The sequence below is a fragment of the Thioclava dalianensis genome (assembly GCF_000715505.1).
GTDB classification, from domain to species: Bacteria; Pseudomonadota; Alphaproteobacteria; order Rhodobacterales; family Rhodobacteraceae; genus Thioclava; species Thioclava dalianensis.
This window is the reverse complement of record NZ_JHEH01000035.1, coordinates 16,764-28,936: the sequence shown is the minus strand read 5'-3', so window position 1 is coordinate 28,936 and position 12,173 is coordinate 16,764. Positions and strand designations below refer to the sequence as shown.

Sequence of the window (12,173 nt, the reverse complement as noted above, 5' to 3'; positions counted from 1 at the left end):
CCCGATCCGCGGGCGCTCGGCCTGCCGCTGCGGCCAGTCGAACAGGCCCGATCCGATGAAGCTGTTCGAGGTCGGGCAATGGATCAGCGCCGCGCCGATCTCGGCGATCCGGGCGGCCTCGCGTGGCTCCAGATGGATGGCATGGCCGTAAAGCGCGTTCTCACCCAAGAGCCCATGCGCCTCGTAAGTATCCAGATAGTCGCGCGCCTGCGGGTAAAGATCGCGCACCCAAGCCACCTCGTCGGTCTGCTCGCTCAGATGGGTCTGCATCAGGCAATCGGGATGCTCGGCCCAGAGCGCCCCAAGCGCCGAGAGCTGCTCGGGGCTTGAGGTCGGTGAAAAGCGCGGCGTGATCACATAGCTCAACCGGTCGGTGCCATGCCAGCGCTCCAGCAGCGCTTTCGACTGGTCATAGGCGCTTTGCGCGGTGTCGCGCAGCCCGTCGGGGGCGTTGCGGTCCATGCAGGTGCGGCCCGCCAGCATCCGCATCCCGCGCGCCTGCGCCGCCTCGAAAAGCGCATCCACGCTTTCGGGATGGATCGTGCAGAACGAACAGGCGCTGGTCGTGCCATTTGCAAGCGCAAGATCGAGGTAACGCCCCGCCACATCGCGCGCATAGCCAGCATCCGCAAAGCGGGTTTCCTCGGGGAAGGTATAGCTGTTGAGCCAGTCGATCAGCCGCTTGCCCCAACTCGCGATGATCGCGGTCTGCGGATAATGCACATGTGCGTCGATGAAGCCCGGCGAGAGCAGATGGGCGCCGTGATCGGTGACGGGCACCTCCGGATGGGCCGCGCGCAGGCTCTGGGCCGGGCCCACAGCTGCGATCTTGCCATCCTCGATCAGGAGCGCGCCATGGCGATGATGCACCACCGCGTCCGGGCCCTCGATCAGCGGGTCACCATGATATTCGACCACCTGACCCAGATGTAGCTCTGCCATCTCGCACCTCTTGTTGACGCCCCATGCTAGAGCCCTCTCCGGGGGAGGTAAATCGCTCTCGTCACAGCGCCGTTTTTTGCGCCTTTCCCCCTGTGCATCTGCGAAAATCTCGCTATGTTTCGCCCGACTGGGTCGGTCCTCGGTTCCGGGGCACAAGGCGGGGGATGCATGACCGAAGCTTTGGCAGAAAAGCACGAGCACGAGCGCGAGGAAGAGGATTACCGTCTGGACGGTGATCTTGTCGACGAGATCCTCGCGGCAACGGAGAAGGACGAGGCCGAGCGCCTGTCCGAGCTGATGGAGCCGCTGCACGCGGCCGATATCGCGGACCTTCTTGAGCAGATATCCGGACAGGAACGGCGCGACATCCTGCGGCTTTGGGGCCGCGAGATCGACGGCGAGATCCTGACCGAGATCGACGAATCGATCCGCGAAGAGGTGATCGCGAGCCTGCCGCCCGAGGTTTTGGCCGAGGCCGTGCGCGAGTTGGATTCGGACGATGTCGTCGACCTGATCGAAGACCTCGAAGAGCCCCAGCAAGAGCAGATTCTGGGCGCGCTCGATGAGCCCGACCGGATGGCGGTCGAACGGTCGCTGTCTTATCCTGATTACTCGGCAGGCCGTCTGATGCAGCGCGAGGTCGTGACCGCGCCCACGCACTGGACGGTGGGCGAGACGATCGACTATCTGCGCCGAGCGAAGTGGCTGCCCGATCAGTTCTATCACGTGATCCTCGTAGATCCGGGCCATCACCCGCAGGGCAATGTCACGCTGGGGCGCATCCTGTCGGCCCCGCGCGCCTCGAAGCTGAGCGATATCGCGGAAGAGGAATTCCGTACGATCTCGGTCTATCAGGACGAGGGCGATGTGGCCTATGCGTTCAACCAGTATCACCTGATCTCGGCGGCGGTCGTGGATGACGATGACCGCCTCGTGGGCGTGATCACGATCGACGACGCGATGTCGGTGCTCGATGAGGAACACGAAGAAGACATCCTGCGTCTCGCCGGTGTGGGCGACGAATCCTCGATCTCGGATACGGTGATGGAGACGGTCCGCCAGCGTCTGCCTTGGCTGATGGTGAACCTGCTGACCGCGATCCTGGCCTCAGCCGTGATCTCGGTCTTTGAGGGGACGATCCAAAAGCTCGTGGCGCTTGCCGTGCTGATGCCGATCGTGGCCTCGATGGGGGGCAATGCGGGCACGCAGACCCTCACCGTCGCCGTGCGCGCGATTGCCACCAAGAGCCTGACCGAAAGCAACGTCTGGCGCGTCGTGCGACGCGAGGCCATCGTGGGCGTGCTCAACGGGATCGCGTTTGCCGCCGTCATGGGGGCGGTTGCGGCGTTTTGGTTCAGCGGGGTGCAGTTGGGCATCGTGATCGGGCTGGCCATGGTGATCAACCTGTCGGTGGCAGCCCTTGCCGGTATTCTCGTGCCGCTGACGCTTGAGAAATTGGGGGCTGATCCGGCACTGGCCTCGGGCACCTTCGTGACGACAGTGACCGATGTGGTGGGCTTTTTCTCGTTCCTTGGCCTCGCCTCGGTGATCTTGTTGTGAAGGATGCGGCGCGAAAGGCCGCGTTTGCCGCGCGCGAGGCGGCGCATACGGGCGATGACGGGGCGCTGGCACGCGCACTCACAGAGGCTCTGACGGCAGCCCTTGCGCCTTTTTCGGGTCAGGTGCTGGCGGGCTATTGGCCGATCCGCACCGAGGCCGATCCGCGCCCCGCGCTTTTGGCCCATGACGGGCCGCTCTGCTTGCCGGTGGTGCCCGGCCCGGCGCAGCCGCTGGTTTTCCGGCGCTGGCACGCAAAGGCCGCGATGGAGCCGGGGGCCTACGGGGCCGCGATCCCCGCCGATCCGGTCGAGCTTGTCCCGCAGGTGCTGATCGTGCCGCTTCTGGCTTTTGACGCGCGCGGCTACCGGCTGGGCTATGGCGGGGGCTTTTACGACCGCACGCTTGAGGGGTTGCGCGCACGCGGCCCGGTCTGCGCGATTGGCTTTGCCTATGGCGCGCAGGAAGTGGCGCAGGTACCGACCGAGCCCACCGATCAGCCGCTTGACCTGATCGTGACCGAAGCAGGCGCGCGGCGCATCCTCTAAGCGCGCGCAGCGCTTGCGCCTTTCGCAGGCGCAGGGCAGGGTGTTCGAAACTCTATTCCCCCTGAAAGAAGTCCCGAACCGATGCCGATCAAGAACCGTTTCGCCGAATTGCAGCCCGAGATCGTCGCTTGGCGGCGTGATTTCCACCGCCATCCCGAGCTGGATTACGACCTGCCACGCACCTCCGCGCGGGTGGCCGAGCTGTTGCGCGACTTTGGCTGCGATGAGGTGGTCGAGGGGATCGGGCGCATCGGCGTGGTTGGCGTGATCGAGGGGCAGGGCACGCCCAGCGATGCGGGCCCGCGCGTCGTGGGGCTGCGTGCGGATATGGACGCGCTGCCGATCCGCGAGCAGACCGGTGCGGAATACGCCTCGAGCATTGCGGGCAAGATGCATGCCTGCGGCCATGACGGGCACACCTCGATGTTGCTTGGGGCCGCGAAATATCTCTGCGAGACGCGTGCCTTCGCAGGCCGGGCCGTCGTGATCTTTCAGCCCGCCGAAGAGGGCGGCGCGGGGGCCAAGGCGATGATTGACGACGGTCTGATGGAGCGGTTCGGCATCGAAGAGGTCTACGGGCTGCACAATATGCCGGGGATGCCGCCCGGGCAGATCGGCGTGCGGCGCGGGCCGATCATGGCCTCGGCCGATTTCTTCACCATCGTGATCACTGGCAAGGGCGGGCATGCCGCCAAACCCCAAGAGGTCACCGATCCGGTCGTGGTCGCAGCCCAGATGGTGCTGGCGCTGCAATCCATCGCCAGCCGCGAGGTCGATCCCTTCGATCCGGTCGTGGTCTCGGTGACCACGATCAACAGCCAGAGCGAGGCCGACAATGTGATCGGCGACGAGGTGACTTTGGGCGGCACGGTCCGCGCGATGTCGGCCGCTACGCGCGATCTGTCCGAGGTCCGCCTGACCGAGATCGCCAAAGGCGTGGGCGCGACCTATGGCGCGGAGGTCTCGGTCGACTATCGGCGCGGCTATCCGGTGACGATCAATGATGCGACCTGCGCCGAGCATGCAGCCCGCGTCGCGCAGGCGATTGCGCCCGATGCCGATCTCGATGTCGCGCCGATGATGGGGGCGGAGGATTTCTCCTACATGCTCGAGGCCCGGCCCGGCACCTATATCTTCCTTGGCAATGGCGACAGCGCGCCGCTGCATCACGCGAAATACGACTTTTGCGACGAGGCGATCCCCGCCGGTGCAAGCTGGCTTGTGGGAATGATAGAGGATCGGATGGCCATCGCGTGAGCGCCCTTGTCGTGACGGGGGCAGCGCCTTACCTTTGACGCATGGATAGCGCCCCCCTCATTGACCCGTTTGCCCGCCCGATCTCGTATTTGCGGGTCTCGGTGACGGACCGTTGCGATTTTCGCTGCACCTATTGCATGGCCGAGCACATGCAGTTCCTGCCCAAGAAGGAACTGCTGAGCCTTGAAGAGCTGGACCGGCTCTGCACGGCCTTCGTGGGGCTTGGCGTGCGCAAGCTGCGCATCACCGGCGGTGAGCCCTTGGTGCGGCGCGATATCATGACCTTCTTCCGGTCGATCTCGCGCCATTTGGAGACGGGCGCGCTGGATGAGCTGACGCTGACCACCAATGGCTCTCAACTGGCCCGCTTTGCCGATGATCTGGCTGCCATCGGGGTGAAGCGGATCAATGTCTCGCTCGATACGCTCGACGAGACCAAGTTTGCCCAGATCACCCGCTGGGGGCGGCTCACGCAGGTGATGGAGGGGCTTCAGGCCGCCAAGCGCGCGGGGCTGAAGGTCAAGATCAATGCGGTGGCCCTCAAGGGCTTCAACGATTCCGAACTGTTCGATCTTGTGCAGTGGTGCGGCGATGAGGGCTTCGATCTGACCTTCATCGAGGTGATGCCGATGGGCGAGATGGGCGAGGAAAACCGGCTTGATCAATATTGGCCGCTCACCGATGTGCGCGCACGTCTGGCCGAGCGCTTCACGCTGAGCGATCTGGCAGAGAGCACGGGCGGGCCTGCGCGCTATGTTCGACTTGCACAAACCGAACAAAAAATCGGCTTCATCACGCCGCTGACCCACAATTTCTGTGAAAATTGCAACCGTGTGCGGGTGACCTGCACCGGCGAGCTGTTCATGTGTCTGGGGCAGGAAGACAATGCCGATCTACGCGCGCCGCTGCGGGCCAGCGCCAATGACGACGCGCTGATCTCGACCATCCGAGACGCGATCGCACGCAAACCCAAGGGCCATGATTTCGACTATTCCCGCCAGACCATCGGCGGCCAGATGACCCGCCACATGAGCCATACCGGCGGATAGTGGCGCAGGCGGCGTACTGGGGCCTTTGGGCCGCTTGCGACGATGGTTGCACGCGCCTTCCCATCGGCTAGGCTTTGGCACCAAAGACATAGGAGACCGCCCATGCGCCATATCGTGAGTATCGCCGCAATCCTTGCTCTTGCTGGCTGTGCGCAGCTTGGCATTGGCGGCAAATCGCAAGAGCCCGCACCCGGCACGGCCACATCGCAAGACGCCCGCCCGATGCTCAAGCCCGGCCCGATGAGCGCGGACGCGCTGGATACCACGACGCAGGCGCAACGGGCGGCGGCTGCGCAAAAGCCTTCGGGCGGTGAGACCCGGCTGGGCACCACCGTGGCCAGTCTGGGCGATCCGACCGATGCGGGGTTCTGGATGCGAACGGGGCTCGTGACCGAAAAGACCGACGGGCGCATCGTCAGCCCTGCTACGGGCAAATCCGCCAAGGTCACGCTGATTCCCTCGGGCAATCCCGCCAGCGCGGGCTCGGAAGTGTCGCTGCCTGCGCTTAGATTGCTGGGCGTGCCGCTGACCGATCTGCCCGATCTGACCGTCTATAAGCTGTAGGCCCGTCGTGATCCCCCGGACCCTTGATCTTCCGCCGCTTTGGTTGGCCCTATTCGCAGCGGTGGTCTGGGGTTTGGGGCATGCCGCGCCGCTCGATTTGACGCTCGATCGCCTGTTTGCCGTGCCACTGCTCGCCATCGGTGTGGTTTTGATGCTGGGGGCGGCGGTGCAGATGGCACTGCGGCACACGCCGCTGATGCCGCATCGAGAGCCGAGAGCGCTTGTGACGCAAGGGGTCTTTGCCCTGTCGCGCAACCCGATCTATCTGGGCGATGCGTTCGTGCTTGCAGGGCTGTGCCTGTGGTGGAATGCGACTTACGCGCTGGTGCTTGTCCCGGCGTTCATGTGGCTGATCACCGTGCGCTTTATCGTCCAAGAAGAGGCCCGCTGTGACGCGCGGTTCGGGGCAGATTTTGCCGAGTATCGTGCTGCAGTGCGGCGCTGGATCTGATTCTCGGGCAGAGAGATCTATCCAGCGGCACGCTGCGCCTGCGCAATTTTCCTGTAACAGCTATGCGCCGCGCGCGCCGCACTGACAACCTCCGGCTGCGCAACGATGAGCTATTTCATGGACTTGTGTCGCTGCGCCGCAGTTTTCCAATAAGATTGCACCGCTGTCACTCGGTGCTTGTGAAATATTATTGCGCAGTGTTATTCAGGGCCTCGCCAGAGTTCAGACCTCGCGCTGACGTGATCAGCAGGTTTCTATCAAGGGGGAGTTACAGTGAAAATCGGAGCTCCGAAGGAGATTTTCGAAGGTGAAGCCCGCGTCGCGATGACGCCCGAGTCTGCAGCGCAGCTGCAAAAGCTCGGTCACGAGTGCTTCATCGAAACCGGGGCGGGCCTGCGGGCCGGCTTTACCGACGAAGCGTATGAAGACGCGGATGTCACCGTCGTCAAGACGGGCGCTCAGCTCTTCAAGGATGTCGATTTCGTCGTCAAAGTGCGGCCACCTTCGGATGCCGAGCTCAAGCGGCTCAAGCCGGGTCAGACGCTGATTTCGTTCTTCTACCCCGCGCAGAACGAGGCGATGCTCAAAGCCGCCGAGAAGACCGGGGCGAACGTGATCGCGATGGATATGGTGCCGCGGATTTCGCGCGCGCAGAAAATGGATGCGCTGAGCTCCATGGCCAATATCGCGGGTTACCGTGCGGTGATGGAGGCGGGCAACAACTTTGGACGCTTCTTCACGGGTCAGGTGACGGCGGCGGGCAAAGTGCCGCCCGCGAAAGTTCTGATCGTCGGCGCAGGCGTGGCCGGTCTGGCCGCCATCGGGGCCTCGACCTCGCTGGGCGCGATCACCTATGCGTTCGATGTGCGGCCTGAAGTGGCCGAGCAGATCGAATCGATGGGCGCTGAATTCGTCTATCTCGACTTCAAAGAGGCCGCGCAGGACGGGGCTGCGACAGGTGGCTATGCCGCGCCCTCGAGCCCGGAATTCCGCGAAGCCCAGCTCAAGAAATTCCGCGAGCTGGCGCCCGATATCGACATCGTCATCACCACGGCTCTGATTCCGGGCCGCGATGCGCCGGTGCTGTGGACCAAGGACATGGTCGATGCGATGAAGCCTGGCTCGGTGATCGTCGATCTGGCCGCAGAGCGCGGCGGGAACTGCGAACTCACCCGCCCGGACGAGAAATTCGTGACCGAGAACGGCGTGACCATCGTCGGCTATACCGATTTCCCAAGCCGGATGGCCGCGCAATCGTCCTCGCTCTATTCCACCAATATCCGTCACATGCTGGCCGATCTGACGCCGGAAAAAGACGGCGTTGTGGTTCACAATATGGAAGATGACGTGATCCGTGGGGCCACGGTCGCCTATCAGGGCGAGATCACCTTCCCGCCGCCGAAGCCCAAAGTGGCCGCAATCGCTGCGCAAAAGCCCAAGGAAAAACCCAAGGAGCTGAGCCCGGCGGAGAAACGTGCCGCTGAGATTGCCGCCTTCAAGACCCAGACCCGCAATCAGGTCGGGATGCTCGCAGTGGGCGCGATTGTGCTTTTGGCCATCGGTCTGGTGGCCCCTGCAAGCTTTATGCAGCACTTCATCGTCTTCGTGCTGGCCTGCTTCGTGGGCTTCCAGGTGATCTGGAATGTCGCGCATTCGCTGCACACGCCGCTGATGGCCGTGACCAACGCGATCTCCTCGATCATCATTCTGGGGGCTCTGTTGCAGATCGGTTCGGGCAGCTGGCTGGTGATCTTGCTGGGCGCGCTTTCGGTCTTCATGGCAGGCATCAACATCTTCGGTGGCTTCATGGTCACCCGGCGCATGCTCGCCATGTTCCAGAAATCGTAAGGGGGGCTGGACAATGGAAACCGGATTTACCACGGCGGCCTATGTTGTATCGGCTGTTCTTTTCATTCTCTCGCTGGGTGGCCTCTCGGGGCAGGAAAGCGCCAAGCGCGCGGTCTGGTACGGGATCGTGGGCATGGGCCTTGCGGTGCTGGCCACGCTCGTCGGTCCCGGTTCGGGGCTGTGGCTGCTGTCGGTCATCCTGATCGCAGGCGGCGGCATCATTGGCTATTACGTCGCCAAGCGCGTGCAAATGACCGAGATGCCGCAGCTTGTGGCCGCGATGCACTCGCTGGTCGGTCTTGCTGCCGTCTTCGTGGGCTACAACGCCTATATCGAGATGTCCCACGTTACCGCCATGAGCGTCGAGATGCGTCACGGGCTGAGGGGCTTTGCCGGGCTTTTGGCCCATAAGACACCGGTCGAGCTGTCGATCCTGCGCGTCGAGCTGTTCTTGGGCGTGTTCATCGGGGCGATCACCTTCACCGGGTCGGTCGTGGCCTTTGGCAAGCTCTCGGGCAAGCTGTCCTCCAAGGCGGAAAAGCTGCCCGGTGGGCATGTCCTGAACGCGGGCGCAATGATCCTGTCGGTTCTGCTGCTGATTGCCTTCATCAACGGGGCAGGGGCTTGGGCGCTGATCTTGATGACGCTCTTGGCCTTCTTCATCGGCTATCACCTGATCATGGGGATTGGCGGCGCGGATATGCCGGTCGTGGTGTCGATGCTCAACAGCTATTCGGGCTGGGCGGCGGCGGCCATCGGCTTCTCGCTGGGCAACGATCTGCTGATCGTGACCGGTGCGCTGGTGGGCTCGTCAGGCGCGATCCTGAGCTACATCATGTGTAAGGCGATGAACCGCTCCTTCGTGAGCGTGATCCTGGGTGGCTTTGGCAATGCCGGTGGCCCCGCGATGGAAGTCGAGGGCGAGCAGGTCGCAATCGACGCCGATGGCGTGGCCTCCGCCCTGCGCGAGGCCGATAGCGTCGTCATCGTGCCGGGCTATGGCATGGCGGTTGCACAGGCACAGCAGGCGGTTTCCGAGCTGACCCGCAAGCTGCGCGCTCAAGGCAAGGAGGTGCGCTTTGCGATCCACCCGGTCGCGGGCCGCTTGCCGGGGCATATGAACGTGCTGCTGGCCGAGGCGAAGGTGCCCTATGACATCGTGCTGGAAATGGACGAGATCAACGACGACTTCCCCGAAACGGATGTCGTGATCGTCATCGGCTCGAATGACATCGTGAACCCGGCCGCGCAAGAAGATCCGAACTCGCCCATTGCGGGGATGCCGGTTCTCGAAGTCTGGCGCGCCAAGCAGGTCTTCGTGTCCAAGCGCGGTCAGGGCACCGGCTATTCGGGCATCGAGAACCCGCTGTTCTACAAAGAGAACACCCGGATGTTCTACGGCGATGCCAAGGAATCCGTGAACAGCCTGCTGCCGTTGATTGAGTGATACGGCAGGGCAGTGCGATTATCAGGGGGCGGCCTTCGGGTCGCCCCTTTTGCTTATGCGTGGCAGCGTGCGTGGGCTGATCACTGTAGGGGCGATTTCGAAGGCGACGCGTATTACAACTATCCGCTTATAGACTGTCATTTTCTCAACAAGGGGGCCCCCTATGTACGTGTCGCTTACGTTTCACGCACCAGCTGTTTTAAGAGTCATCGCTGCATTGTACTGAAATTATGGACGTTAAAGCCGGCCGAGACATGGGCCGAAAGCTCGGTGTGAAAACTCCTTATATTTGGATCAAACAGTTTTGCCGGTTAGTTCTTCTCCCAGCCTGGTGAGAGCTGGCGTCCCTCCCGCCGCCTACAAAAAAGGCCCCGCCAAAGCGGGGCCTTTCTGGTTCTTCTGGTGCGGCACGTCTATTTCGACGTCTCGCCACGACGGCGCACCACGACATCGACCGTGATCGAGGCCAGCAGCACCAGCGCCGTTGCCATAAGCTGCACAGCGGCTGGCAGGCCCAGCAGCGCCATGCCGTTGACGATGGCTGCAATCACCACACCGCCCAGCACCGCATGCAGCGGATGGCCGCGCCCGCCAAAGAGCGAGGTGCCCCCGATCACAGCGGTCGCCACGACATAAAGCACGATCGTGCCGCCATCGAAGCTTGTGGAGATCGAGCGCAGGCGCGAGGCGTAGATGATGCCGCCCAGACCCGCCGTGGTCGCCGCCAGCGTGAAGGCGGCGGTGCGGATCAGGCTCAGGTTGATACCCGCGCGCCGTGCGGCCTCGGCATTGCCACCGATGGCCATCACGTAGCGTCCGAATTTCAGCTTCCCGAGCAGGAACGACCACGCGATCAGCACCGCGACCACGATCGGGATCACCCACGGCATGCCCGAGAGCGGGAAGCGTGCGATGCCGCGATTCATGTTCGAGATCACCACGAGCACGACGCCGGCAACGATTGCCAGCCCGATCTTCATCAAGGTCAGCCCCATGGGCGGTGCGACCAGCCCGCTTGCGCGGCGCTTGGCATCCTTGCGGAAGGTCAGGAAGGCAAAGATCGCCACGGCCACCCCGGTCACGATCCAGCCCATCGCGGGGCTCAGCGTGCCATTGGCGAAATTGTTGATGATCTCGGAGTTGATCGGGATCGTGCCGCCCGCGCCCAGAAGCTGGATCATCAGACCGTTAAAGCCCAGAAGACCCGCCAGCGTCACCACGAAAGAGGGCAGGCGCAGCTTGGTGATCAAGAGGCCCTGAACGACCCCCAAAACGGCGGCCACGGCCAGCGCCGCAAGGATTGCCGTCCACCAGGGCCAGCCCATACCGGGCGCTACAAGCAGGGTGGCGACAGTCGCGCCGATCCCGGCCACGAAGCCCAGTGACAGGTCGATCTCGCCCAAGAGCAGCACAAAGACCTGCCCCATCCCGATCATCATAAAGACCGAGCCTTGAACCAGCAGGTTGACGAGGTTGCCGTTGGACAGAAACTTGTCGTTCTGGAACTGGAAGATCGCCGAGATCAGCACGAAGCCCAGGAGGACCGGCAGCACGCCGCTCTCGCCCGCCTTCACGCGCGACCAGACGCCGTTCATGTAGCTCGCAAAGCTCTCGGTCTGCCCCGCGCCCACCACGGCGGAGGGGCCGCTTTCGCCTGAGGCCGCGCGGGCCTCGGCCACGTCACGGGCGTTCTCGGCGGCAATCGAGGGGGCTGCGCGGCCCTTGCCGGGCTCGACCACGTGATCGGATTTGCCCGTGGTCATCAGCTCGACCACGCGCTGCGTATCATAGGAATCGACGGGGCCTTGGCTGACCATCTCGCCCAGCCGCAGGATCGCGATATTGTCGGAGACCGCGAACACGTCGTTGAGGTTATGCGAGATCATCACCACCGCGAGCCCCTGATCGGCGAGACGCCGCACCAGTTGCAGCACCTGACCCGTCTGGGCCACGCCCAGAGCGGCTGTCGGCTCGTCGAGGATCACCAGCTTGGAATTCCACATCACCGCCTTGGCCACGGCGATGGACTGGCGCTGACCGCCCGAGAGCGAGGCCACCGGCTGGCGGATCGAGCGCAGCGTCGTGACCCGCAACCCAGATAGCGTCTCGGCGGCGGCGCGTTCCATCGCGTCCTCGTCGAGCATGCCGCTGGTCATGATCTCGCGGCCGAGAAACATGTTTTGCACAACGTCGAGATTGTCGCATAGCGCAAGGTCTTGATAGACGACCTCGATGCCCAGCTCGGCGCTGTCGCGGGGCGATTTGATGCGGACCGTCTCGCCCTGCCATTCGATTGTGCCGCCATCGGCCTCATGGATGCCGGCAATCGTCTTTGTCAGCACGGATTTGCCCGCGCCATTGTCACCAACCAGAGCGGTCACCTGACCCGGGCGGACGTCGAAATCGACGCCGCTGAGGGCCTGAACCGCGCCGAAACGCTTCTCCAGGCCCCGGATGCGGAGAATCGCATCCTGGGGCCCGGTCCCATTACCCATTTCCGACATCTGGAT

At 63.5% G+C, this 12,173-nt stretch carries 10 protein-coding genes; 8 read left to right on the top strand and 2 right to left on the bottom strand.

From position 1 onward, the window contains the following. On the bottom strand, nucleotides 1–942 hold a 942-nt coding region (gene guaD, locus DL1_RS17655), incomplete at its 3' end, for a guanine deaminase (RefSeq protein WP_038068762.1). A 168-nt stretch (nucleotides 943–1,110) separates the two neighbouring features. Between guaD and mgtE the strand changes: the two genes are divergently transcribed. The 8 genes from mgtE (at nucleotide 1,111) to DL1_RS17615 (ending at nucleotide 9,663) form a co-directional block, all read left to right on the top strand. After that, a complete protein-coding gene (gene mgtE / locus DL1_RS17650) occupies nucleotides 1,111–2,502 on the top strand; it encodes a magnesium transporter (RefSeq protein ID WP_038068760.1) in 1,392 nt (463 codons plus the stop codon). Next, nucleotides 2,499–3,047 carry a 5-formyltetrahydrofolate cyclo-ligase gene (locus tag DL1_RS17645; RefSeq protein WP_038068758.1) on the top strand — a complete coding sequence of 183 codons (549 nt, stop codon included), beginning with the start codon at nucleotides 2,499–2,501 and terminating at the stop codon, nucleotides 3,045–3,047. The genes mgtE and DL1_RS17645 overlap by 4 nt, the downstream gene beginning before the upstream one ends. Nucleotides 3,048–3,128: 81 nt before the next feature. After that, nucleotides 3,129–4,304, top strand: a complete 1,176-nt coding sequence (locus DL1_RS17640) for a M20 aminoacylase family protein (protein ID WP_038068756.1) — start codon at nucleotides 3,129–3,131, stop codon at nucleotides 4,302–4,304. 41 nt (nucleotides 4,305–4,345) lie between these two features. Then, on the top strand, nucleotides 4,346–5,353 hold the full coding sequence (moaA, locus tag DL1_RS17635) for a GTP 3',8-cyclase MoaA (RefSeq protein WP_038068753.1): 1,008 nt from the start codon (nucleotides 4,346–4,348) through the stop codon (nucleotides 5,351–5,353). A gap of 102 nt (nucleotides 5,354–5,455) precedes the next feature. After that, entirely contained in the window at nucleotides 5,456–5,917 is a 462-nt protein-coding gene (locus DL1_RS17630) for a hypothetical protein (protein WP_038068751.1), read from the top strand. Nucleotides 5,918–5,924: 7 nt separating this feature from the next. Beyond that, complete coding sequence (locus tag DL1_RS17625; RefSeq protein WP_051693656.1) at nucleotides 5,925–6,368, top strand: methyltransferase family protein; 444 nt, start codon at nucleotides 5,925–5,927, stop codon at nucleotides 6,366–6,368. Nucleotides 6,369–6,641: 273 nt separating this feature from the next. Next, complete coding sequence (locus DL1_RS17620) at nucleotides 6,642–8,216, top strand: Re/Si-specific NAD(P)(+) transhydrogenase subunit alpha (protein WP_038068749.1); 1,575 nt, start codon at nucleotides 6,642–6,644, stop codon at nucleotides 8,214–8,216. A gap of 13 nt (nucleotides 8,217–8,229) precedes the next feature. After that, nucleotides 8,230–9,663 (top strand): NAD(P)(+) transhydrogenase (Re/Si-specific) subunit beta, encoded by a 1,434-nt coding sequence (locus DL1_RS17615; RefSeq protein ID WP_038068747.1) that lies wholly within the window; start codon nucleotides 8,230–8,232, stop codon nucleotides 9,661–9,663. 413 nt (nucleotides 9,664–10,076) lie between these two features. Here DL1_RS17615 and DL1_RS21830 read toward each other — a convergent pair whose 3' ends face one another. Next, a complete protein-coding gene (locus DL1_RS21830; RefSeq protein WP_162178769.1) occupies nucleotides 10,077–12,158 on the bottom strand; it encodes an ATP-binding cassette domain-containing protein in 2,082 nt (693 codons plus the stop codon). Nucleotides 12,159–12,173: the final 15 nt, after the last annotated feature.

Bases quoted from the DNA above. Each gene is read 5' to 3' on its own strand.
- moaA (WP_038068753.1), top strand. From the start codon at position 4,346: ATGGATAGCGCCCCCCTCATTGACCCGTTTGCCCGCCCGATCTCGTAT.
- DL1_RS21830 (WP_162178769.1), bottom strand. From the start codon at position 12,158: ATGGGTAATGGGACCGGGCCCCAGGATGCGATTCTCCGCATCCGGGGC.
- DL1_RS17640 (WP_038068756.1), top strand. From the start codon at position 3,129: ATGCCGATCAAGAACCGTTTCGCCGAATTGCAGCCCGAGATCGTCGCT.
- DL1_RS17615 (WP_038068747.1), top strand. From the start codon at position 8,230: ATGGAAACCGGATTTACCACGGCGGCCTATGTTGTATCGGCTGTTCTT.
- DL1_RS17630 (WP_038068751.1), top strand. From the start codon at position 5,456: ATGCGCCATATCGTGAGTATCGCCGCAATCCTTGCTCTTGCTGGCTGT.
- mgtE (WP_038068760.1), top strand. From the start codon at position 1,111: ATGACCGAAGCTTTGGCAGAAAAGCACGAGCACGAGCGCGAGGAAGAG.